Raw genomic sequence first — 22,212 nt, forward strand, 5'->3', positions numbered from 1 at the left:
GGGCACCCTATACGCAGACTCGCGGCGGAGGGGGAGACCGATGACCGGGCGGGACTGGGAGCTGGTGGGCGCGCCGAACGCCCGTGACCTTGGTGGCCTGCCGGGCGCCGACGGCCGGCGGGTACGCACCGGACGGCTGATCCGTACCCCCGCGCTGGGCCGCCTCACCGACGAGGACCTGCCGGTGCTCGCGAAGCTCGGACCGGCCTGTGTGCTGGACCTGCGGGACTTCTCGGAGGTCGCGGTCGCCCCGGCCGACCGGCTGGCTGGCGAACCGCGGCTGGTGCACCTGCCGGTGCACGACCCGGAACACCCCGTCTTCACGTACGTCTCGGCGGTGCTGCTCGGCCACGACCTGGACGCGTACGCGGAGCTGGCCCGGCAGGGCACGGCCGGGGCGATGGCCCAGATCTACAGGTGGTTCGTCACAGGTGAGTCGGCGCGGGTCGGCTTCGCCGAGGCGGTGCGGCTGGCCACCCGGCCGGAGAACCTGCCGCTGGTCTACCACTGCTCCGCGGGCAAGGACCGCACCGGCTGGCTCACCGTCATCCTGCTGACCGCGCTTGGCGTCGACGAGGCCACCATCCGCGCCGAGTACCTGCGTAACAACGCGCTGACCGAGAGCCTGCGCGCGGTGATCATCGAGGCGATGCGGCGGCGGCAGCCGGAACTGGACGTGGAGGCCGTGCTGCCGGTGCTGGAGGTCCGCGACGCGTACCTCGACGCCGGCTACGACGAGGTACGTCTGGTGCACGGCTCGTTCGACGGCTACCTGCGCGACGGGCTCGGGCTGACCGACGACGTCCTCACGGCGTTGCGGGCGCAACTGCTGGAGTGACAGGCGTCTCCGGCGGTGCCTGCGCGTGTGCCGCCCGGCCCGCGACGATGAGCGCCTGACCTGCCGCGTACGTCGCCATGACCAGCACCGGCGCGCCCGGCGGCTGTGCCACGTCGGCCACCCCGGCGGCGATCAGCAGATCGGAGCCGAGGAACAGCGCGGCGCCGAGCCCCACCCGCCAGCCCTGCGTGACGGCGGTGGTGGCCATCGCGGCCAACGCGAGCGCGTAGCCGGCCACCGGTACGGCCAGACCCTCGTCGGTCAGTCCCGCCCACATCCAGGCGAGCGCGAGGACGGTCAGGACCGCGTACCCCAGGGGGACCGCGACAAGCGGCGGACGACGCAGCGCGGTCGCGGCGCCGCCCCTGGTGAACGCCGCGAGGTAGCACAGATGGGTGCCGAGGAAAGAGGCCATGCCGGCGATGAACCAGCCGGTGCCGTCGTCCAGCAGGGCCACGTCGCCGCCTGTGGCGAACGCCAGCCCGGCGAGCACCAGCCGGTCCGCCCGGGCGCCACGCTCGACTGTGGACCGCAACAGGTACGCGGCCAGCAGCGGCATGAGCAGCGGCTTGCTGAGCACCTCGGCCAGGTGGTTGTCGGTGGCGTTGGCCAGCAGGTTCACCGCCGTGACGGCGAGGAAGACGATCAGGATGGTGCGGCTGCGCGGCATCGACGGCTCCGGGGTTGGGGTGCGAGCAGCCTAGCCGCAGCGGCGGTCCCGGTCAGAGTTGGTGACGGGCGGCCCACACCTGCGCCGAGATGTGCGCGAGCAGTAGGCAGGCGTCGTCCTCGACGTCGTCGCCGCCGGCCAGGTCGGTGGTGGTGCAGACGGCGATCAGGTACGGCGGGGCGTCGTCGGGCAGCACCACTCCCGCGCCGTGCCGGACCCCGCGCACCCACCCGTTCTTGTGCGCGATGCGGGTGCCCTCGGGCAGGCCGGCCGCCAGGTCCTCGCGGTGCTCCTGGGCGAACAGGACGTCGAGCATGGCCGCGCAGGCCGTCGGGGACGCGAGGGGGCCGGCGGTGGTGGCCCCGGTGGCCAGCGCGCCGAGCAGGGCGGCCAGGTCCGCTGCGGTCACCTCGTTGGTGATGCCTGCCTCGCGGGCGGCGAAGTCCTCGATGCCCCGGCCGGTGACGCTGGTACGGGCGCCGGCCGCCGCCCACACCTGCGCCACCGCCGGCAGCCCGACGTGCCCGATGACCAGGTTGGTGGCGAGGTTGCTGGACCGCACGATCATCCGGTCGGCGAGCCAGCGCAGCGGCGCGGTGCCACCGACCCGGTCCCAGACCGCGTCGTCGTTGTCGTAGTGCCTGGCGCAGGAGAACCGGGGCGCGCCGGGCTGGGCCGAGTCGAACTCGTTGACCACGGGGACCTGCGCGTCCAGGTCCAGGACGCCGGACTCGGCGGCGCGGTGCAGCGCGGCGAGCACCGCCACCTTCATGGTGCTGGCGGCGTAGTGGGCGGCGTCGGCGTGCCGGGTCCAGGTCGGCGGTGCGTCGAGCCGGCCCACGTACGCCGACACGGTGCCGGGCACCCGGTCCAGGTGGGCGTCGAGATCATCCCAGGTCATGCCGGTGACCGTAGCCGATCACCTGCCGGGCGGGCCCGCGTACCCGCGCCGGGACGCGAACGGGCGCGCCGGCCGCGAGCGGCCGACGCGCCCGGAAGCCGGGTGCCGGTGGGTCAGCCGGCGTGCTTGCGGCGGGCGGCGGCCCGGCCGCGCAGCTGCTGGTCCAGAACCACCTTGCGGATGCGCACCGCGGTCGGGGTGACCTCGACGCACTCGTCCTCGCGGCAGAACTCCAGCGCCTGCTCCAGCGACAGCTTGCGCGGCGGGATCAGCTTCTCGGTCTCGTCGGAGGTCGACGCCCGCATGTTGGTGAGCTTCTTCTCCTTGGTGATGTTGACGTCCATGTCGTCGGAGCGGGAGTTCTCCCCGACGATCATGCCCTCGTACACCTCGGTGGTCGGCTCGACGAAGAGCTGACCGCGCTCCTGAAGGTTGATCATTGCGAAGGCGGTGACCGCGCCCGCCCGGTCGGCGACGAGCGAGCCGTTGTTGCGGGTCCGCAGCTCACCGAACCACGGCTCGTACGACTCGAAGACGTGGTGCAGGATGCCGGTGCCACGGGTGTCGGTGAGGAACTCGGTGCGGAAGCCGATCAGGCCACGCGCCGGAACCAGCCACTCCATCCGGATCCAGCCGGTGCCGTGGTTGACCAGCTGCTCCATCCGGCCCTTGCGGGTCGCCAGGAGCTGGGTGATCGCGCCCAGGTACTCCTCCGGCGCGTCGATGGTCAGCCGCTCCACCGGCTCGCAGGTCTTGCCGTCGATCACCCGGGTGACCACCTGCGGCTTGCCGACGGTCAGCTCGTAGCTCTCCCGGCGCATCTGCTCGACCAGGATGGCAAGGGCCAGCTCGCCGCGGCCCTGCACCTCCCAGGCGTCCGGCCGCTCGGTGGGCAGCACCCGCAGCGACACGTTGCCGATCAGCTCCTTGTCGAGCCGGTCCTTGACCATCCGGGCGGTGACCTTGGAGCCCTTGACCCGGCCGACCAGCGGCGAGGTGTTGGTGCCGATGGTCATCGAGATGGCCGGCTCGTCCACGGTGATCAGCGGCAGCGCCACCGGGTTCTCCGCGTCGGCGAGGGTCTCACCGATCATGATGTCGGAGATGCCGGCGACGGCGATGATGTCGCCCGGGCCGGCGGTCTCGGCCGGCTTGCGCTCCAGACCCTCGGTCATCAGCATCTCGGAGATGCGGACCCGCTGGGTGCTGCCGTCGGTGCGGCACCAGGCCACCGTCTGGCCCTTGCTGATGGTGCCCTGGCGGACCCGGCACAGCGCCAGCCGGCCGAGGAACGGCGAGGCGTCGAGGTTGGTGACGTGCGCCTGCAACGGCGCGCCGTCCTCGTACGCGGGGGCCGGGATGGTGTCCAGCAGGGTGCGGAACAGCGGCTCCAGGGAGGTGCTGTCGTCGGGCACCGAACCGTCGGCGGGCTGGGTCAGCGAGGCGATGCCGTCGCGGGCGCAGGCGTAGACGATCGGGAAGTCGATCTGCTCCTCGTCGGCGTCCAGGTCGAGGAAGAGCTCGTAGGTGTCGTCCACGACCTCCTTGATCCGGGCGTCCGGACGGTCCACCTTGTTGATCACCAGGATGATCGGCATCCGGGCCCGCAGGGCCTTCCGCAGCACGAAGCGGGTCTGCGGCAGCGGGCCCTCACTGGCGTCCACCAGCAGCACCACACCGTCGACCATGGTCAGGCCGCGCTCCACCTCGCCACCGAAGTCGGCGTGGCCAGGGGTGTCGATGATGTTGATGGTGACCGGGTCCGACCCGTCGGCGGGCAGGTAGCGCACGCCGGTGTTCTTGGCCAGGATGGTGATGCCCTTCTCCCGTTCCAGGTCACCGGAGTCCATCACCCGCTCGGTCGTCTCGCCTCGTGCGCCGTACGCGCCGGCCTGCCGCAACATGGCGTCGACCAGGGTGGTCTTGCCGTGGTCGACGTGAGCGATGATGGCGACGTTGCGGAGGTCGGTGCGAAGCTGCATACCCTCTATCCTTCCGCCTGCGCTCGCGCAGGCTGCGTCGGGGTCACCCCCAGGTGCCCCTGATCTCTGGTGAAACCGCTGTGCCGGTCGTTCCCCCGGCTGGCATGCTGGCTCCCGTGTCCCGGGGGCCTGAGTGCACGACCTGCTGACCGCGGTGCAGGGTCTGCCCACTCTGTGGATCTACCTGGTCGCCGCGCTGATCGTGGCGGGCGAGACCGCGGTGATCTTCGGCCTGCTGGTGCCGGGTGAGGCTACCCTGCTGCTCGTCGGCTTCCTCACCTACAACGGTACCTTGCGGCTCGGCCCGGCGTTGGTCGCGATGATCGTCGCGGCTGTCCTCGGTGACGGGCTGGCGTTCCGCGCCGGGCGGCGGTACGGCCCGAAGTTGCGCGCCGGGCTGGGGCACCGGGTCGGGCCGGAGCGGTGGGGTCGGGCCGAGGCCATGCTCGCCCGCCTCGGCGGACGGGGTGTGTTCGCCGCCCGCTGGGTGGCCTTCGCCCGCACCCTGGTGCCCCGGCTGGCCGGCGCGGCAGGCATGCCGTACCGGCGGTTCGCGCCGTGGAACATCGCCGGCGTGGTGACCTGGGTGGGCGGCTCGGTGCTGCTCGGTCACCTCGCCGGTGAGTCGTACGACACGGTCTCCGGCTTCCTGGGCCGTGCCACGGGTGCGGCGCTGGTGCTGCTGGCCGGTCTGCTGGGCGTGGTGCTCGCCGGCCGGTGGCTGGGCCGTAACCCCGACCCGGTGCGCGCGCTGCTCTCCCGCGCCGGCGCGCTGCCCCCGGTGCGCTGGCTCAGCGCCCGGTACGGGCTGCTGTTCTTCCTGGTGGCCATGCGGGTCGGGCCGGCCTGGACGCTGCTGCTCAACCTCGCGGCGGGGCTGTTGCTGCTCTTCGCCGCCGGGTTCGCCATCGCCGGTCTGCTCGCCGTGGTGGTACGCAACAGCGGGCTCGCCGCGCTGGACGGGGCGATCGGGGGCTGGTTCGCCGCCCGGCGGACCCCGGACGCCGCCGAGGCCACAGCGGTAGTGGTGTCGCTGGTGCGCGGGTGGGTGCTGATCGTGCTGGTGGCGCTGGTGGCGGCGGTGGTGGCGTGGCGGAACCGGCCGTGGCGGGCCGACCTGCTCAGCGTGGTCGGCACGGTGGGCGCGTTCGTGCCGCTGCTGGTGCTGGCAGTGGTGGCGGAGCTGACCGGGTCGCCCGCGGCGGGGCCGGGCGGACGCGAGTCGGTCCCGTTCCCCACCCAGAACGCGGTGGTCGCGGCGAGCTTCTGCACCCTGGCCTGGCTGGTGTCGCGTAGCGCCCGCTGGCCGGCGGCGGTGGCCGCCTGGACGGCCGCCGCCGCGGGCGTGGTGGGCGTCGGAGGCGCGCGGCTCTACCTCGGGTTGGACACGGCGAGCGGGACCGCTGCGGCGGTGCTGCTCGGGGTGCTGTGGACAGTGGTGTTCGTCGTCGCCTGGGCCACGAGGGACCGGGCGATCAGGGATCGGGAGCAGCCGGTGGAGCCGGTCCGGACGCCGCCGCAGGGGCCTCGGCGGCCTGTCGAACCTTGCTAGGGTGCGGCGACAGTCTCACGGGGGAGGCACGGCGATGGTTCGATGGACAGGTCGGTTGAGCGCCGCGGGTCTCGCCGGGCTCCTACTGGCGGGCACGCTTGCCGGCTGCGCGGACAAGGGCGACAGCCCGGCGGACCTGGGCGCGCCGGTAGCGGTCACCGACGCCCCGACCGACGTCCCCCTGGACGAGGTGCCCGAGGAGCCGACGCCGTCGGCGAGCGCCGTGGCGTCGATGGGCGTCGCGCCCAGCCGCACCGCGTCCCCCACGCCGACCAGGAAGCCGACCCGGACGACCGGGTCGGCGCCGAAGCCGCGCGCCGTGGCCAAGCCGCCCAGCGAGACAAAGGTCCCGCCGCCGCCGCCGAAGCCGGCTCCGGCCTCCTGCAAGCCGAGCTACAAGGGCACCCAGGCGAGCCGGTCGGCGGTGAAGGCGGCACTCACCGACGCCGCCGCGCGCACCTACTGGCCGACCTCGGCACCGGACATCAAGATCCCGCTCGAACTGGTCCAGGCCACCGCCTGGCAGGAGAGCGGCTGGCAGTCCAACATCTACGCCTGTGACGGCGGTGTCGGCCTGATGCAGGTGATGTCGGGCACCGCCACCTGGATGAACCAGCGGTTCGAGCAGAGCTACGACATCGACGACTACCGGGACAACGCGTACCTGGGGGCCAACTACCTGGCCTGGCTGACCAAGTACATCGGCGACATGTACTTCGAGTCCGACTTCCGCCTCGACGCCGCCCTGTGCACCTCGGAGTTGGACTCCTGCCTGCTCAACGCCGTCATCGCCGCGTACAACTACGGGCACGCGGCGGTGGCGCAGGAGGGTGAGCCGTTGACCATCCCCAACCCGTCGTACGTGCGCAACGTGCGGGCGTTGATGACCGAGTGCGTCTGCCTGACGTACTGACCGACGACGGCGGGGCCGTGGCAGTCGCGCCACGGCCCCGCCGTCCGGTTGGTACGCCTGTCAGTCCCGGGCGGCGACCGCCTCGGGTGCCGCCTGGGTGTCCGCGTCGTGGTCCCGCTTGATCCGGCCGGGCCACCAGAAGCGGTCGCCGAGCAGGAACGCCAGCGCCGGCACCAGGACCGTGCGGACCAGCAGGGTGTCGAGCAGGACGCCGATGCAGACGATGATCCCGATCTGGGTCAGCGTGATCAGCGGCAGCACACCGAGGACGGCGAAGACCGCGGCGAGCAGCACGCCGGCGCTGGTGATCACGCCGCCGGTGACCCGCAGGGCGGAGAGCATCCCGTCCCGGGTGCCGGCCGTGCGGGCGTCCTCCCGGGCCCTGGTGACCAGGAAGATGTTGTAGTCCACCCCGAGCGCCACCAGGAACACGAACGCGAGCAGCAGCACCCCGCTGTCCAGTGCCGGGAAGTCCAGCACGTGGTCGAAGAGCAGCCACGCGGCGCCGAGGCTGGCGAAGAACGACGCGATGACGGTGAGCACCAGCAGCAGCGGCGCGAGCAGGCCGCGCAGCAGGAGCACGAGCACCGCGCCGACCAGCAGCAGGATGATCGGGATGATCAGCCGCAGGTCGCGGTCGTTGGCCTCGTCTGAGTCGTACGTGGCGGCCACGGTGCCGCCGACGATCGCCCCGGTGGGCGCGTCGGCGCCGTCGACCGCGGGAGGCGCGGAGTCGGGAACGGCGGCGACGGCGTCGCGCAGCGCCTCGATCGCCCGGTCCGAGGCGGCCGTGCCGGGTTCGGCCTCCAGCACCACGTCGACCTGGGCGACGGCCTCTCCGGCGTCGCCGGGACGGGCCGAGGAGACGCCGGGTACGCCGGTGGCGGCGTCGGTGACCGCCCGCACCGCGGCCGGGGTGGTGAGCACCGCCACCGGCTGGGTGGTGCCGGCGGGGAACGCCCGGGCCAGGGTCTGCGCCCCGGTGACCGCCTCCGGCTGGGCCCGGAACTGTTCGGTCTCGGACAGGCCGGTGCGGATACCGAGCCCACCAAGCGCGAGGCCGGCGAGCAGCAGGGTGGCCAGCACGGCGACCGGCAGGGGACGGCGTTCCACGGCGGCGCCGAGCCGACCCCAGAGCCGACCCTCGCGGGCCGGGCCGCCGACCTTGGGCACGAACGGCCAGAACAGGCCACGGCCGAAGAGCACGAGCACGGCGGGCAGCACGAACAGCGCCGAGAGCATGGCGAAGACCACACCTGTGGCACAGGCCACGGCCAGTGCCCGGTTCGTCTCCTGCTCGCTGAGCAGGAGGGTCAGCACGCCGAGCACCACGGTGCCGCCGCTGGCCAGGATGGGTTCGGCCGTGCGGCGCAACGCGGCGCGCATCGCCGCGAACCGGTTCTCGTCGCGGCGCAGCTCCTCGCGGTAGCGGGCGATGAGCAGCAGGGCGTAGTCGGTGGCGGCACCGAAGACCAGCACGCTGGCGATGCCGGTGACCTGCCCGGACTGCAGGGTGATCCCGAACGCCGGCACGATCGTGTCGACCGCGCGCAGGGTGATCTGCTCGGTCGCCGCGACCACGACCAGCGGCACGATCCACAGGAACGGGCTGCGGTAGGTGATCAGCAACAGCAGCGCCACCACGGCGGCGGTCACCGCGAGCAGTGTGATGTCGGCGCCCTCGAAGACCGAGGCGAGGTCGGCGGTGAAGGCGGGAGCGCCGGTCACCTCGACCGCGAGCCCTTCGGGCAGCGCCTCCAGCGCGGCGCGGACCTCGTCGACCTTCCCGGTGACCTCCTCCTGGCCGCCGGCGGTGCTCAGCGGTACGGCGACCAGCGCAACCGTGCCGTCCGGGGAGAGCTGCGGGGGACTGACCCGCCCGCCCACCGCGAGGTTGCCCAGCTCACCGGAGCGGGCGGCGACGGCAGCCCGGTCGGCCTCGCTCAGCGCGCCGCCGTCGTCGCGGCTGACCACCACGATGGCGGGTTGCACCTCGCTTGACGGAAGCTGGTCCTGCAGGCGTTCCACCTGCGTCGACTGCCACTGCACGGACAGCCCGCTGGCGGATACCGGCGCCGGATTGTCCGGCCGGGGTAGCCCGAAGACGGCCGCGCCGACGACGATCGCGGCGGCCACGGTGAGCCACGCGGCCAACCGGCCGCGGGCGACTCTGGTGAAGACGGACATCAGGTAGACCCCATGTGTTTCGAGCGCCGAGTATCTTGGTTATCGAGATTATCTCCGGCTGCTCTATGCTGCAACCGGAGGTCGGACGACGGGGAGAAGCGGCACGAGGTGGCGACTCACGGCATGTATAGGCGGCGCGACACGCGCCGCGCACAACTGGTCGGGGAGATCACCAACAACCTTCGGCGGTACGCGGTGGACGCCCAGCAGGTCGGCCACGCCTTCGCCAACCTGCACGGGCTCAACCCGACCGACCTGCAGGCGCTGATCGCCGTGATGGACGCCGAAATGCTCGGCGACCCGATCACCCCCGGGCGCCTCGGTGAACAGCTCAACCTCTCCTCCGGCTCGGTCACCGCCCTGATCGACAGACTCGAACGGGCCGGTCACATCCGCCGGGACCGGGACACCGCCGACAGACGCAAGGTGCTGCTGCACTACGCCGACCAGGGCGCCGCGCTCGCCATGGAGTTCTTCCGGCCGCTGGGCACCCGTACCGACACGGTCATGGACCGGTTCAGCGAGGACGAGCTGGAGGTGGTGCAGCGGTTCATGACGGCGATGAGCGAGTCGATCCGTACGCACCGCGACTCGGTGCGCGCCGCCCGACCCGAGCCGCCCCGCCGCCCGACGAGCTGACCGTGCCACCCCCGTTCGTCGCCCGCCTGGCCAGCGCCGCGCTGCGGCTGCCGGCGACCCGCACCGGACCGGTACGGGTCACCCGCGACATTCCGGTACGCGCCCGTGACGGTGTGGTGCTGCGCACCGACCACTACGCCCCGACCGTTTCCGACGCGCCGACCGTGCTGATCCGCACCCCGTACGGGCGGGGTGGCCCGCTACGCCTGCTCGGGCGGCTGCTCGCCGCACGCGGCCGGCACGCCGTCATCCAGTCCTGCCGGGGCACCGGCGGATCCGGCGGCACCTTCGCCCCGCTGGTGCACGAGCGCGACGACGGGTTGGACACCCTCGACTGGCTGCGCCGCCAACCCTGGTGGGCCGGTGCGCTGGGCATGTTCGGGATCAGCTACCAGGGTTTCGCGCAGTGGGCGCTGGCCGCCGACGCCGGCGACGACCTGCGGGCGATGGTCGCGGTGGTCACCGCCTCGGCCACCCGCGACTCGACGTACGCGGGGGAGTCCTTCGCCCTGGACACGGTGCTGACCTGGGCGGAGCTGCTACACGCGCAGACCGTCCCGTGGCTGGCCCGGCAGTGGGAGCTCAAACGGGGGCAGCTCCGGCTGGCCGCCGCGCTGGAGCACCTGCCGCTGGCCGACGCCGACCGGGTGGCCACCGGCGTGACCATCCCCTTCTTCCAGGAGTGGCTGCGCCACCACACTCCGGACGCCCCGTACTGGCGGACGCGGGTCTTCGCCGACCGGGTCGCCCGCGTACGGGCACCGGTGCTGATGGTAACCGGCTGGCACGACATCTTCCTGCCCGCCCAGCTCGACGACCACGCCACGCTGCGCGCCGCCGGTGCCCGGGGGCGCCTCGTGATCGGGCCGTGGACGCACGGCAGTCCCGGACTGTTCGTCGCCGCCCTGCGGGAGGGTTTGGCCTGGCTCGACACGCACCTGACCTCTGGGGATCGCCGTCCGGGCGGGTCGGCGGCGCCGGTCCGGCTGTACGTGGGGGGCCGCGGCGGCGGCTGGCGTGACCTGCCGGACTGGCCGCCACCCGCGACGGACACCGCCTGGCACCTGCACCCGGGCGCCGAGCTGGCGACACGTGCGCCGGTGCCGTCGACGCCTGACGAGTTCCGCTACGACCCGGCCGATCCCACCCCGTCACAGGGCGGGCCGCTGCTCGTCGCGAAGCGCGCCGGCGCTGTTGACAACAGGCGCGTCGAGGCCCGACCCGACGTGCTGACGTACACCAGCGCCCCGCTGACCCGGCCGCTGGAGGTCGTCGGCCCGGTACGCGCCGACATCCACGTCCGGGGCGAGCTGCCGTACCTGGATGTCTTCGTGCGACTGTGCGACGTGGACCGCCGGGGCAGGTCCCGGAACATCTGCGACGGGCTGGTCCGGGTCGCGCCCGACCGGTTTCCGGCAGACCCGTCCGGCGCGGTGCGCGTGCCGGTGCCGCTCTGGCCGACCGCGCACCGGTTCGCCGCCGGACACCGGCTGCGGTTGCAGGTCAGCGGAGGCGCCCATCCGCGCTGGGCGCGCAACCCGGGCACCGGCGAATCCCTCGGTACGGCGGTGACGCTGCGTGCCGGCTGGCGGCAGGTCTTCCACGACCCCGAGCGCCCCTCCGCGCTGATCCTTCCGGTCGTCCACTCTGGTTTATCGCAACCGTCACGCCTCTGAGCTGGGCATTCGTCCATATAGCGGGCTATGGTTGGGTCAACGCCCGGCGCCGTGCACCAATAGGCCGGGCTCGCCCGCAAGCCCACACCGCGTACGCGGCGTGACGCCGTGCCCGGCCCCTGTCCATCCGGAAAGGGGGACCCCATGACCCGGGCCCCGGCGAATCTGTTGGCCCTTCGAACCCTGCTCCTCACCCACCTCGACAACGCCCCCGGACCGGACGACCTGGAGCCGGCGGAGGTCGGCATCGTCGGCGACCCGGCCCACCGGGGCGGGTACCACTGCGGATCGGACCGGGTGGTCACCAACGACTACTCGGTGGTGGAGTCACCCCGGGACCGGGCCGGCCTGACCCTCGACGCGGCGGCGCTCGACGTCGGCGGGTTCGAGGTCCGCTCCGGCGGCAGTACGCACACCCTGGCCAGCTTCTCGCGCTGGTGCGTGGGGCAGTGCGCCGCGAACGCGGCGGACACCAGGGACATCCGCGAGATCATCTACAGCCTCGACGGTAAGACAGTGAAGCGGTGGGACCGGCTCGGCAAGCGCACCAGCGGGGACAGTTCGCACCGCTGGCACACCCACGTCAGCTTCTTCCGCGACGCGATCAAGGCGGGTCGTGACCAGCGACCCCTGTTCCGCCGTTACCTCAGCTCCATCGGACTCCTGGAGGAGAACGACATGACCCCCGAAGAGCACAACTGGCTGGCCACCGTCCACAAGAACCTGACAGTGCTGGACGGCCGCAACCCGATCGGCCAGATCTACACCAGGATGGCGATGGGCGAGGACGCCACAGCCACCAACTACGTGTCGGCGCACCCGACGCTCAAGACGCTAGGCGCGCAGTTGACCGCCCTGCAGTCCGCCCTGGCCGCGCTGTCCGGTCGGGACTTCACCGACGAGCCCGCCATCATCCAGGGCGTGCTGGCCGGGCTGACGCCGGAGCGGATCGCCGCGGCGATCCCGCCCGCCATGGCCAAGCAGGTGGCCGACGAGCTGGCGCGCCGCCTGGTCGCCTGATCCAGCGATCCGCAACAACTCTTGGGCAAAACCTATTGCGCAAGAGTTGTTGCGGATGTCAGGCTGACCGCATGGAGAGCCCAGACGTACGCCAGGTCACCGACTCGCGGGTCCTCGCCGCCATGGCCCACCCGCTGCGCCGCCGGCTGATGGACGTCCTCAAGGTCCACGGGCCGTCCACGGTCGGCATGCTCGCCGACCGCACCGACCAGGCGCCCGCCAACGTCAGCCACCACCTCAAGGTCCTCGCCGCCGCTGAACTGGTCACCGAGGCCCCTGAGCTGGCCCGCGACCGACGCGAGCGGTGGTGGCGGCTGGTCACCCGGGGAGTGCGCTGGTCCAACAGCGACTTCGACGACGACCCCGGCGCCCGGGCCGTCGCCGACGCGGCCACCTCGCTCAACCTCGACAGGCACGTCGCCCTGGCCCGGGCCTGGCACGCCGCCGAGGAGGCGGCGCAGGCCGCCTGGCGCGACGGCCCGTTCTCCACCGACAAGTGGCTGCACCTCACCCCCGACGAACTGGCCGAGCTGAGCCGCGAAATGATCGACCTGCTGGCCCGCTGGGCCGACCGGCCGCTGCCCGACGACGGCCGCGAACGGCAGCCCGTGTTCGTGTTCGCCCACGGCATCCCGGCCCGACCGTGACCGCGACCACAGACGCCGGCCCCCACCGTGCCCGGGCACGCGGCGGACTGCTGCGACACCGGGACTTCCGGCTGCTCTGGGCCGGCCAGACCGTCAGTAGCATCGGCAGCAACGTCACCACCGTGGCACTGCCGCTTGTCGCAGTGGCCGTCCTCGACGCCGGCACCTTCCAGGTGGCGGTGCTCACCGCCGCGGCCTGGCTACCCTGGCTGCTGATCGGCCTCCCGGCCGGCGCGTGGGTGGACCGACTGCCACGCCGGCCGGTGATGGTGATCTGCGACCTGCTCTGCGCGCTGGCCTTCCTCAGCGTGCCCCTCGCCGCCGCGCTCGACCGGCTCACCGTCGAGCATCTGCTGCTCGTCGCACTCGGCGCCGGCGCCGCGCGGGTCTTCTTCGAAACCGCCGACCAGGTCTACCTGCCCGTCGTGCTGCGCCCCGAGCAACTGCCCGAGGGCAACGCGAAACTCCAGGCCACCAAGACCGTCAGCTACGTCGTCGGGCCGGGCCTCGCCGGCCTGATCGCCCAGCTCACCGGGGCCGTCGCGGCACTGCTGCTGGACGCCGTCACATTCCTGCTCTCCGCGGCCTTCCTACTGCGCATCCGCACCGTCGAGCCACGCGCCGACCGCACCGACCGCTCCCGGTCGCTGCGCCGCGACATCGCCGAAGGGCTGCGCTTCGTCATCCGCGACCCGTACCTGCGGGTGCTCACGGTCTTCGGCGCGGCCAGCAACATCGGACTGACCGGCTACCAGGCCGTCCTGGTGGTCTTCCTGGTCCGCGAGCTGCGACTCGCGCCCGGCATGGTGGGTGCCCTGGTCGCGGTCATGAGCGTCGGAGGGATCGTCGGCGCGCTGCTGGCCACCACACTGGCGCGGCGCTTCGGCACTGCACGGGCCATGCTGATCGGGGCGGCCCTGACCGGCCCGCCCGCGCTGCTCATCCCCCTGGCCGCACCCGGTGTGGGCCTGATCTGGCCCGCGCTCGGCGGCGTGCTGATCGGCCTCGGGGTGGCCGTCGGCAACGTGGTCAAGGGCGCCTTCCGGCAGACGTACACCCCGCACCACCTGCTCGGCCGCGTGACAGTGAGCATGCATCTGCTCAACTTCGGCGCCATCCCGCTGGCGGCCCTGCTGGCCGGTGCGGTCGGCGCGCGCTACGGCGTCGGCACAGCGATCACGGTGATGACCACCTGGCTGGCCCTGACGCCGATGATTCTGTTGATCGGACCGCTCCGGCGGCGGCGGGACCTGCCCGCCGCCCCGGCGGCGTCTTGAGTGCGCTGCGACGGCGGCCGGAGACCCGGCCGCCGTCACCGGCACGGAGCTACATCGGGCGGACGTTGTCCGCCTGCGGACCCTTCTGCCCCTGGGTCACCTCGAACTCGACCTTCTGGCCCTCGTTGAGCTCCCGGTAGCCGCTCGTCGCGATGGCGGAGTAGTGGACGAACACGTCCGGCCCTCCGCCATCCTGCTCGATGAAGCCGAAGCCCTTTTCCGAGTTGAACCACTTAACCGTGCCGGTTGCCATGCATCTCTCCCTGTTCAAAGCGGCTGACCCTCGGCCGTTGACCGATGATCGCCCGTACCTGTTCGACAGTAACGGGCAAACCCCGGATCCGCCGGCCGAAGTGCCGTAGGTCTTTGTGCGAAGTCGGGTGAACTCTGCGCGGCGGCACGTGAAACACGCCCCGCCGACCCTCCGCTGGGGCATGCTTGCGCCGATGAAGGGTGCCACAGCCGCCGCGCTGTCCGTGCTGGAGCGCGAGATCGACGCTCCCGGCGACGGGCTGGACCGGCTCCGGCTCGTGCCCACCCCCTTCGTCCCGGAGGTACGGCTGCACCTCGCCGAGGACGCGATCGTCTGGTGGGCACGGATGGAGGCGGCCGCCGGGCACGCCCTCCCGCCGCCCTACTGGGCCTCCGTCTGGGCCGGCGGTCAGGCCCTGGCCCGCCACCTGCTGGACCACCCCGAGCTCGCCGCCGGCCGGCGGGTGCTCGACCTCGCCGCCGGATCGGGCCTGGTGGCCATCGCCGCCGCGCTGTCCGGCGCCGCACGGGTGGTCGCCAACGACATCGACCCGTACGCCGTGGCCGCCGTCACCCTCAACGCCCGGGTCAACCAGGTGAGCGTCGACACCACCGGGGACGACCTGCTCGACCAGGCCGGCGCGGAGGCCGACCTGGTGGTCGCCGGAGACGTCTTCTACAGTCGCGCCCTGGCCGAGCGGGTGCTGCCGTTCCTGCAACGGGCCGCCGCCGGCGGTGCCGACGTCCTGGTCGGCGACCCCGACCGGGGGCACCTGCCCGAGGACCGCCTGACGGTGCTTGCCGACTACCCGGTGCCCACCACCGAACCGTCTGTCGACTCGTCACTACGCCAGGTGCTGGTGCTGCGACCGGTCTGAGGCCGAGGCCACCTCAGGGGCGACCCCGAGGCCGATACCAGGGGACGCTGGGGGACGCGACCGGATGTCCACGGTGGCCCGCCGGCCATAGCGTACGGGACATGACGCAATGGCTTGCCCAGGTCGGAGAGCTGCCCATCCTGCTGCTGATGGGGGCGCTCGGGGTCGTCATGCTCTTCGACGCCGTACCGCTGCTGGGCGTCCTCATCCCCGGCGACGTGGCGATCCTCGCCGCGGTCGGGGTGGGCCGTCCCACCACCGGGCTCGCCACCTTCGCCGCCGTACTCGCCGGGTGTCTCGCCGGCTGGTCGCTGAGTTTCCTCGTCGGCCGCCGGTACGCCGAGCGGCTGCGGCACAGCCGGGTCGGCGACTGGATCGGCGAGGCCCGCTGGAGCGCGGCGGAAGGGATCCTGCGTCGCGGCGGTGGCCGGATGATGGTCGTCGCGCCGTTCCTGCCGGTGTTCAACGCTCTGCTGCCGCTGGCCGCCGGTGGACTGCGCATGTCGTACCGCAGGTTCCTCGGCTGCGCGACCGTCGGCGCCGCCGCCTGGGCCGGTCTCTACCTCGCGCTGGGCACCGCGTCGCGGTCCCTGGCCGGCCTGCTCCCCGGCGAGCCCAGCCCTCTGCTGGTCACGATGGGGGTGGGTCTGGTGCTGGCCTCGGTCGTGCTGCTGGGGGCTCGGCGTCGGTTGTTCGCTGTCGCTGGCTGAGTCTCTGGTTGCGGTGGTGGGGCGGGGGCCTGCCGTGCCCGGCTCCGGGCGGTCAGGCTTGATCCCCGCGCCGGGCACGGCAGGCCCCCGCCGCGTCGTGGTGGCGGCTCGTCCGGTGGTTCCGCGACCTACCGACCGGGGTGTCGATCTTGTAAATCGGTTACCAGCCGCGGGCCTTCCACTGGGGGAGGGCCGGGCGCTCGGCCCCCAGGGTGCTGTCCCTGCCGTGGCCGGGGTAGAACCAGGTGTCGTCCGGAAGCTTGTCGAACACCTTGTGCTCGACGTCGTCGATCAGCGCAGCGAAGCGCTCCGGGTCCTTGTCGGTGTTGCCGACCCCGCCGGGAAAGAGGCTGTCGCCGGTGAAGAGGTGCGGGGTGCCGGCCGGATCGCGGTAGAGCAGCGCGATCGAGCCCGGGGTGTGCCCCTTGATGTGGATGACCTCCAACGCGCAGTCGCCGACCGGCACGGTGTCGCCGTCGGCGAGCCGCTCCGCCTCGATCGGCAGCCCCTCCGCGTCGTCGGCGTGCACGAGCGCCCGCGCGCCGGTCTTGGCCACCACCTCCTCCAGCGCCACCCAGTGGTCCATGTGCTGGTGGGTGGTCACCACTGCGGTCAGCCCACCGTCACCGATCAGCTCCAGCAGCCGGGGCGCCTCGTTGGCGGCGTCGATCAGCACCTGGTCGCCGGTGCCCGTGCAGCGCAGCAGGTAGCCGTTGTTGTCCATCGGACCCACCGACAGCTTGCTGATGGTGAGCCCGTCCAGCTCTCGTACCGCCGGCGCGCCACCCTGGGCGACATCTCCGCTGTAGGTCATGAGGTTTCTACATCCATTCCGGTGGAGTGGGCAGGGGACCGTCAGGGGTGACGGAGAGCGTGTCGCCGCCGCCGCGGCCGATCAGCCAGGCGGCGAGGTCGGGGGCGGAACCGGAGACGACAGGGGCGTCGGCCCGGCCGCCGATGACCACCTCGTGCCGGCTCCCGTCGACGCGGAGCACCAGCGACGGCGGTGCCGCCCCCGTCGCGTGATGACTGGCGGCCTCCCGCAGCAGTCGGTGGGTGAACGCCTCCGACCAGTCGGCGGCGCCGTAACCGGCGGCCAGATCGAGATGGTGCACCTCGATCTCCCGCAGACGGCCCCAGACGAGCAGAGCGGCCGGCCACGGGCCCCGCCGTGCCTGCACCGTCGCCGCCCACGCCTCGACAGGCATGGCCGCGACCGCCTCGGCGAACAGGTCAGCGGTCCGCCGCAGGTCGTCCAGGTGCGCGGTGGGTGGCCGGCCCGAGCCGGTCTCGATGTCCGTCGTACGGGCCGCCAGGGAGGCGTACATCGGCACCGGCTCGCCGGTGCGGGCCGAGGTGAGCAGGTTGACGAAGCCGTCGGCGTTGCGCGCCAGGTGGGCCAGCACGTGCCCGCGCGTCCAGCCCGGCAGCAGCGAGGCGCCCGCCAGGTCGGCGGCGTCCAAGGAGGCCGCGGTGCGCAGCAACCGATCGGTGGCGGCGTCCACCTCACCCATCAGCAGCAGCGGATCCGTGGTCACCCGTAGACCCTAACGGTGATCCGGTCACACAGTCGCCGGGGAAATCGCTTTCGGCGCGTCGGCGCGCGACCTACCGTCAGCGGCAGATGCGGCACCGGGACGTCGGACGGAGGTGGTGATCATGCCGGACGTGGCACGCGTGTACCGCCATCACCAGCTTCGACACCGATGAGGATGCCATGACGATCGACCTGACCGCCCTCGGCTGGGACGCCGAGCGCGCGGCGTACGCCGCTACCCGCGACGAGTACCGACCGGGCCGGGTGGCCCGGGCGGACCGGGGGGTCTGCACGGTGCTCACCGCGTCCGGCCCGGTCCGGGCCAGCCTGGGCGGGACGGTGCTGAGCGCCGCCGCCCGGGACCCCTCCGCGCTGCCCTGCGCGGGCGACTGGGTGCTGCTCGGGCACTGGCCCGACGGCCGGGTCACCGTGGAGGCGGTGCTGCCGCGACGGACCGCGCTGGTCCGCCGTACCGCCGGCAAGGACGCCAGCGGCCAGGTGCTCGCCACCAACCTCGACACGGCCGCCGTCGTCGAGCCGGTGCACCCGGAGCCGGACGTCGGCCGGATCGAGCGACTGCTCTCCCTGGTGTACGAGTCCGGGGCGCGGCCGCTTGTCGTGCTGACGAAAGCCGACCTCGCAGCCGACCCGGCCGCGCTGGGCCGGCAGTTCGCCGCTGTCGCCCCCGGGGTGCCGGTGCTGCCGGTCAGCGCCGAGGCCGGCGCCGGGCTCGACCGGCTGCGCGACGAGGTGGTGCCGGGGCGCACTCTCGGCCTGCTCGGGCCGTCGGGCGCCGGCAAGTCGAGCCTGGTCAACGCCCTCGCCGGCGCGGTGATGATGCCGACGCAGGCGATCCGGCGGGTGGACGGCAAGGGGCGGCACACCACCACCTGGCGGGCACTCGTACCGATCCCCGGCGGCGGGGCGGTGATCGACACGCCCGGCGTACGGGCGGTCGGCCTGCTCGACGGCGTGGCCGGGCTCGACCGGGCGTTCGCCGACATCGCCGGGTTGGCGCAGGGCTGCCGGTACGCCGACTGCGGGCACGACGGCGAGCCCGCGTGCGCGGTCCGGGATGCGCTGCGCAGTGGTGAGCTCTCCACCCGCCGGTGGGAGAGCTGGCGGCGGCTGCAGGGTGAGGTGGCGCACGAGAGTCGACGCCGCGAGGCGCGGCTCGCCGCCGAGCGCCGTGGCGGATGGCGTTCGGCCCGACGGCGAGCGGCCCGGCCACCCGCGCCCGGGGGCTACTGACCCCGGCCCGTGGTGAGGGCTCGCGGGGCGCGGCCGACCGGGCTGAGCTGGGGGAATGTGCGGGCGGGGGAAACCGTCGTACCTCGGGGCTAGAGTTGCCGAGGCGCGTTCTCCGCGCCCGCACGACCGCTCAGAATCACTCCAGAGCGGGACAGATCCTCCGCTTCGTCTTCTCCCGGGAGTACACGCACCGTGGCCGACCGACTGATCATCCGTGGCGCGCGCGAGCACAACCTGCGTGACGTCAGTCTCGACCTGCCCCGGGACGCGCTCATCGTGTTCACCGGGCTGTCCGGGTCGGGCAAGTCGAGCCTGGCCTTCGACACGATCTTCGCCGAGGGGCAGCGCCGCTACGTCGAGTCGCTCTCGTCGTACGCCCGGCAGTTCCTCGGTCAGATGGACAAGCCCGACGTCGACTTCATCGAGGGGCTGAGCCCGGCCGTCTCGATCGACCAGAAGTCCACCTCGCGCAACCCGCGGTCGACAGTCGGCACCATCACCGAGGTCTACGACTACCTGCGCCTGCTGTACGCCCGCATCGGCGAGCCGCACTGCCCGGTCTGCGGCGAGCGGATCTCCCGGCAGAGCCCGCAGCAGATCGTCGACCGGGTCCTCGCGATGGCCGAGGGCACCAAGTTCATGGTGCTCGCCCCGGTCATCCGCGGCCGCAAGGGCGAGTACGTCGACCTCTTCGCCGAGTTGCAGGCCAAGGGCTACGCCCGCGCCCGCGTCGACGGTGTGGTGCACCCGCTGACCGAGCCGCCGAAGCTCAAGAAGCAGGAGAAGCACACGATCGAGGTGGTGATCGACAGGCTCACCGTGAAGCCGAGCGCCAAGCAGCGGCTGACCGACTCGGTCGAGGCCGCCCTGGGCCTGTCCAGCGGCCTGGTGCTGCTCGACTTCGTCGACCTGCCGGAGGACGACCCGGACCGCGAGCGCCGCTACTCCGAGCACCTCGCCTGCCCCAACGACCACCCGCTCGCCATCGAGGATCTCGAGCCCCGGGTCTTCTCCTTCAACGCGCCGTACGGCGCCTGCCCGGAGTGCACAGGCCTGGGCACCAAGAAGGAGGTCGACCCGGAGCTGCTGGTCCCCGACCCGGAGCGCTCCCTGCGCGAGGGCGCCATCCAGCCCTGGTCCACCGGGCACAACCTGGAATACTTCCTGCGCCTGCTGGAGGCGCTCGGCGAGGCGCAGCACTTCGACGTCGACACCCCGTGGCGGGCGCTGCCGGCGCGGGCGCAGAAGACGATCCTGCACGGCTCCGACGACCAGGTGCACGTGCGCTACCGCAACAAGTACGGCCGTGAGCGTTCCTACTACACCGGCTTCGAGGGTGTGGTGCAGTGGATCGAGCGCCGGCACTCCGACACCGAGTCCGAGTGGTCCCGCGACAAGTACGAGGGCTACATGCGTGACGTGCCGTGCGCGGCCTGCGGCGGCGCCCGGCTCAAGCCCGAGGTGCTCGCCGTCACCCTCGCCGGCAAGAGCATCGCCGAGGTCTGCAACCTGTCCGTGGGGGAGTGCGCCGACCTGCTCGCCGGCATCGAGCTGACCGACCGGCAGAAGATGATCGCCGAGCGGGTCCTCAAGGAGATCAACGCCCGGCTGCGGTTCCTGCTCGACGTCGGCCTGGACTACCTGTCCCTGGACCGGCCGGCCGGCACCCTGTCCGGCGGCGAGGCGCAGCGCATCCGGCTGGCCACGCAGATCGGTTCCGGCCTGGTGGGCGTGCTCTACGTGCTCGACGAGCCGTCGATCGGCCTGCACCAGCGCGACAACCACCGGCTCATCGAGACCCTGATCCGGCTGCGCGGGCTCGGCAACACGCTGATCGTGGTCGAGCACGACGAGGACACGATCCGCGTCGCCGACTGGATCGTCGACATCGGGCCCGGCGCGGGTGAGCACGGCGGCAAGATCGTGCACAGCGGCTCGGTTCCGGCGCTGCTGAAGAACAAGGAGTCGATCACCGGGGCGTACCTGTCCGGGAAGCGGTCGATCCCGACGCCGACGTCGCGTCGCCCGCAGGACGCTTCCCGCGAGCTGGTGGTGCACGGCGCGCGGGAGCACAACCTGCGCAACCTGACAGTCGGGTTCCCGCTGGGTCAGCTGATCGCCGTCACAGGGGTCAGCGGCTCGGGCAAGTCGACGCTTGTCAACGACATCCTCTACGCGGTCCTGGCCAACCAGATCAACGGCGCCCGGCTGGTGCCGGGCCGGCACACCCGGGTCTCCGGTCTGGAGCACGTGGACAAGGTCGTCGGGGTGGACCAGTCGCCGATCGGCCGGACGCCCCGCTCCAACCCGGCCACCTACACCGGTGTCTGGGACCACGTCCGCAAGCTCTTCGCCGAGACCACCGAGGCCAAGGTGCGGGGGTACGGGCCCGGGCGGTTCTCGTTCAACGTCAAGGGCGGTCGCTGCGAGGCGTGCTCCGGCGACGGCACCATCAAGATCGAGATGAACTTCCTGCCCGACGTGTACGTCCCCTGCGAGGTCTGCAAGGGCGCCAGGTACAACCGGGAGACCCTCGAGGTGCACTACAAGGGCAAGACCGTCTCGGACGTGCTGGAGATGCCGATCGAGGAGGCCGCCGAGTTCTTCTCCGCCATCCCGGCCATCCACCGGCACCTCAAGACCCTTGTCGACGTCGGCCTGGGCTACGTACGTCTCGGCCAGCCGGCGCCGACCCTCTCCGGCGGCGAGGCGCAGCGGGTGAAGCTCGCGTCCGAGCTGCAGAAGCGTTCCACCGGGCGGACGGTCTACGTGCTCGACGAGCCGACCACAGGTCTGCACTTCGAGGACATCCGCAAGCTGCTGATGGTGCTCGAGGGTCTGGTGGACAAGGGCAACACGGTGATCACCATCGAGCACAACCTCGACGTGATCAAGACGGCCGACTGGCTGATCGACATGGGTCCCGAGGGTGGTCACCGGGGCGGCACGGTGCTCGCCACCGGCACCCCTGAGGAGGTGGCCGAGGTGGCCGAGAGCCACACCGGTCAGTTCCTGCGCCAGGTGCTCAAGCTCGACGGCGAGGCCAAGGGCGCGGCAGCCGCCACCACTCGGGCCGCCAAGGCCAACGGTGTGACGAAGGCGCGGGCCAGCCGCAAGGTGCCAGCCGCCGCGCGCTGACCCCGGTCGGGCAATGTCAGTTTTGTACGGGGCGGGTCCGGTCGGGCCCGCCCCGTTCGCATTTCCCGGGTCGGACAGGCGGCGCGGTGAACCATCCGGCACAGTTGCCCGTGTGAAGAAGTGTGGCCGGCTTCCGACCCGGCG

General features: G+C 72.4%; 19 protein-coding genes. 12 read left to right on the forward strand and 7 right to left on the reverse strand.

Annotated elements, in window-relative coordinates; translation table 11 throughout:
* The first annotated feature begins 40 nt into the window (after window positions 1-40).
* The gene (locus tag AB0N27_RS02980; protein ID WP_364362701.1) at window positions 41-838 is read left to right on the forward strand and encodes a tyrosine-protein phosphatase; all 798 of its coding nucleotides are present in this window, start codon (window positions 41-43) and stop codon (window positions 836-838) included.
* On the opposite strand, the gene AB0N27_RS02985 is transcribed toward AB0N27_RS02980, so the two are convergent.
* The 3 genes from AB0N27_RS02985 to typA all read right to left on the reverse strand — a co-directional run bounded on the left by AB0N27_RS02985 (window position 807) and on the right by typA (window position 4,391).
* Window positions 807-1,508: a lysoplasmalogenase gene (locus AB0N27_RS02985; protein WP_364362702.1), complete on the reverse strand. Its 702-nt coding sequence runs from the start codon at window positions 1,506-1,508 to the stop codon at window positions 807-809. The two genes, AB0N27_RS02980 and AB0N27_RS02985, sit on opposite strands and share 32 nt — an antisense overlap.
* A 52-nt stretch (window positions 1,509-1,560) precedes the next feature.
* Window positions 1,561-2,409, reverse strand: coding sequence for a serine hydrolase (locus tag AB0N27_RS02990; protein ID WP_364362703.1), 849 nt, complete (start codon window positions 2,407-2,409; stop codon window positions 1,561-1,563).
* Between the two features lie 113 nt (window positions 2,410-2,522).
* Entirely contained in the window at window positions 2,523-4,391 is a 1,869-nt protein-coding gene (gene typA, locus AB0N27_RS02995) for a translational GTPase TypA (protein WP_203176814.1), read from the reverse strand.
* Between the two features lie 133 nt (window positions 4,392-4,524).
* Here typA and AB0N27_RS03000 point away from each other — a divergent pair, with 133 nt between their 5' ends.
* Together AB0N27_RS03000 and AB0N27_RS03005 are read left to right on the forward strand one after the other, a co-directional pair.
* Window positions 4,525-5,943, forward strand: coding sequence for a DedA family protein (locus tag AB0N27_RS03000; protein ID WP_364362704.1), 1,419 nt, complete (start codon window positions 4,525-4,527; stop codon window positions 5,941-5,943).
* Between the two features lie 34 nt (window positions 5,944-5,977).
* Window positions 5,978-6,856 carry a lytic transglycosylase domain-containing protein gene (locus AB0N27_RS03005; RefSeq protein ID WP_364362705.1) on the forward strand — a complete coding sequence of 293 codons (879 nt, stop codon included), beginning with the start codon at window positions 5,978-5,980 and terminating at the stop codon, window positions 6,854-6,856.
* A 60-nt stretch (window positions 6,857-6,916) separates the two neighbouring features.
* Here AB0N27_RS03005 and AB0N27_RS03010 read toward each other — a convergent pair whose 3' ends face one another.
* The gene (locus AB0N27_RS03010; RefSeq protein WP_364362706.1) at window positions 6,917-9,043 is read right to left on the reverse strand and encodes an efflux RND transporter permease subunit; all 2,127 of its coding nucleotides are present in this window, start codon (window positions 9,041-9,043) and stop codon (window positions 6,917-6,919) included.
* Between the two features lie 123 nt (window positions 9,044-9,166).
* Between AB0N27_RS03010 and AB0N27_RS03015 the strand changes: the two genes are divergently transcribed.
* The 5 genes from AB0N27_RS03015 to AB0N27_RS03035 all read left to right on the forward strand — a co-directional run bounded on the left by AB0N27_RS03015 (window position 9,167) and on the right by AB0N27_RS03035 (window position 14,302).
* Entirely contained in the window at window positions 9,167-9,682 is a 516-nt protein-coding gene (locus AB0N27_RS03015) for a MarR family transcriptional regulator (RefSeq protein ID WP_364362707.1), read from the forward strand.
* A 2-nt stretch (window positions 9,683-9,684) separates the two neighbouring features.
* Complete coding sequence (locus AB0N27_RS03020; RefSeq protein WP_364362708.1) at window positions 9,685-11,358, forward strand: CocE/NonD family hydrolase; 1,674 nt, start codon at window positions 9,685-9,687, stop codon at window positions 11,356-11,358.
* Window positions 11,359-11,502: 144 nt separating this feature from the next.
* Window positions 11,503-12,378, forward strand: coding sequence for a hypothetical protein (locus tag AB0N27_RS03025; RefSeq protein WP_364362709.1), 876 nt, complete (start codon window positions 11,503-11,505; stop codon window positions 12,376-12,378).
* A gap of 71 nt (window positions 12,379-12,449) precedes the next feature.
* Window positions 12,450-13,025, forward strand: coding sequence for a metalloregulator ArsR/SmtB family transcription factor (locus tag AB0N27_RS03030; RefSeq protein WP_364362710.1), 576 nt, complete (start codon window positions 12,450-12,452; stop codon window positions 13,023-13,025).
* Window positions 13,022-14,302, forward strand: coding sequence for an MFS transporter (locus AB0N27_RS03035; protein WP_364362711.1), 1,281 nt, complete (start codon window positions 13,022-13,024; stop codon window positions 14,300-14,302). The genes AB0N27_RS03030 and AB0N27_RS03035 overlap by 4 nt, the downstream gene beginning before the upstream one ends.
* A 49-nt stretch (window positions 14,303-14,351) precedes the next feature.
* Here the strand turns inward: AB0N27_RS03035 and AB0N27_RS03040 are convergent, their stop codons facing one another.
* On the reverse strand, window positions 14,352-14,555 hold the full coding sequence (locus tag AB0N27_RS03040) for a cold-shock protein (protein WP_007072071.1): 204 nt from the start codon (window positions 14,553-14,555) through the stop codon (window positions 14,352-14,354).
* 193 nt (window positions 14,556-14,748) lie between these two features.
* On the opposite strand from AB0N27_RS03040, the gene AB0N27_RS03045 reads away from it, so the two are divergent.
* A complete protein-coding gene (locus AB0N27_RS03045) occupies window positions 14,749-15,432 on the forward strand; it encodes a 50S ribosomal protein L11 methyltransferase (protein ID WP_364362712.1) in 684 nt (227 codons plus the stop codon).
* Window positions 15,433-15,533: 101 nt separating this feature from the next.
* The gene (locus AB0N27_RS03050; protein ID WP_364362713.1) at window positions 15,534-16,142 is read left to right on the forward strand and encodes a VTT domain-containing protein; all 609 of its coding nucleotides are present in this window, start codon (window positions 15,534-15,536) and stop codon (window positions 16,140-16,142) included.
* A 160-nt stretch (window positions 16,143-16,302) separates the two neighbouring features.
* On the opposite strand, the gene AB0N27_RS03055 is transcribed toward AB0N27_RS03050, so the two are convergent.
* Both AB0N27_RS03055 and AB0N27_RS03060 read right to left on the reverse strand, forming a co-directional pair.
* The gene (locus AB0N27_RS03055) at window positions 16,303-16,956 is read right to left on the reverse strand and encodes an MBL fold metallo-hydrolase (protein WP_364362714.1); all 654 of its coding nucleotides are present in this window, start codon (window positions 16,954-16,956) and stop codon (window positions 16,303-16,305) included.
* Window positions 16,957-16,963: 7 nt separating this feature from the next.
* Window positions 16,964-17,680 (reverse strand): maleylpyruvate isomerase family mycothiol-dependent enzyme, encoded by a 717-nt coding sequence (locus AB0N27_RS03060; RefSeq protein ID WP_364362715.1) that lies wholly within the window; start codon window positions 17,678-17,680, stop codon window positions 16,964-16,966.
* Between the two features lie 179 nt (window positions 17,681-17,859).
* On the opposite strand from AB0N27_RS03060, the gene rsgA reads away from it, so the two are divergent.
* Together rsgA and uvrA are read left to right on the forward strand one after the other, a co-directional pair.
* Window positions 17,860-18,930, forward strand: a complete 1,071-nt coding sequence (rsgA, locus tag AB0N27_RS03065; protein WP_364362716.1) for a ribosome small subunit-dependent GTPase A — start codon at window positions 17,860-17,862, stop codon at window positions 18,928-18,930.
* Window positions 18,931-19,122: 192 nt separating this feature from the next.
* Entirely contained in the window at window positions 19,123-22,068 is a 2,946-nt protein-coding gene (uvrA, locus tag AB0N27_RS03070; protein ID WP_364362717.1) for an excinuclease ABC subunit UvrA, read from the forward strand.
* The last annotated feature ends 144 nt before the right edge of the window (window positions 22,069-22,212 follow it).

Origin of the sequence: Micromonospora sp. NPDC093244, assembly GCF_040683695.1 — a bacterium.
Lineage (GTDB): Bacteria > Actinomycetota > Actinomycetes > Mycobacteriales > Micromonosporaceae > Micromonospora.

Coding starts and splice junctions, on each gene's coding strand:
- AB0N27_RS02980 (WP_364362701.1), top strand. CDS start 41: ATGACCGGGCGGGACTGGGAGCTGGTGGGCGCGCCGAACGCCCGTGAC.
- AB0N27_RS02985 (WP_364362702.1), bottom strand. CDS start 1,508: ATGCCGCGCAGCCGCACCATCCTGATCGTCTTCCTCGCCGTCACGGCG.
- AB0N27_RS02990 (WP_364362703.1), bottom strand. CDS start 2,409: ATGACCTGGGATGATCTCGACGCCCACCTGGACCGGGTGCCCGGCACC.
- typA (WP_203176814.1), bottom strand. CDS start 4,391: ATGCAGCTTCGCACCGACCTCCGCAACGTCGCCATCATCGCTCACGTC.
- AB0N27_RS03005 (WP_364362705.1), top strand. CDS start 5,978: ATGGTTCGATGGACAGGTCGGTTGAGCGCCGCGGGTCTCGCCGGGCTC.
- AB0N27_RS03010 (WP_364362706.1), bottom strand. CDS start 9,043: ATGTCCGTCTTCACCAGAGTCGCCCGCGGCCGGTTGGCCGCGTGGCTC.
- AB0N27_RS03015 (WP_364362707.1), top strand. CDS start 9,167: ATGTATAGGCGGCGCGACACGCGCCGCGCACAACTGGTCGGGGAGATC.
- AB0N27_RS03025 (WP_364362709.1), top strand. CDS start 11,503: ATGACCCGGGCCCCGGCGAATCTGTTGGCCCTTCGAACCCTGCTCCTC.
- AB0N27_RS03030 (WP_364362710.1), top strand. CDS start 12,450: ATGGAGAGCCCAGACGTACGCCAGGTCACCGACTCGCGGGTCCTCGCC.
- AB0N27_RS03040 (WP_007072071.1), bottom strand. CDS start 14,555: ATGGCAACCGGCACGGTTAAGTGGTTCAACTCGGAAAAGGGCTTCGGC.
- AB0N27_RS03045 (WP_364362712.1), top strand. CDS start 14,749: ATGAAGGGTGCCACAGCCGCCGCGCTGTCCGTGCTGGAGCGCGAGATC.
- AB0N27_RS03050 (WP_364362713.1), top strand. CDS start 15,534: ATGACGCAATGGCTTGCCCAGGTCGGAGAGCTGCCCATCCTGCTGCTG.
- AB0N27_RS03055 (WP_364362714.1), bottom strand. CDS start 16,956: ATGACCTACAGCGGAGATGTCGCCCAGGGTGGCGCGCCGGCGGTACGA.
- rsgA (WP_364362716.1), top strand. CDS start 17,860: ATGACGATCGACCTGACCGCCCTCGGCTGGGACGCCGAGCGCGCGGCG.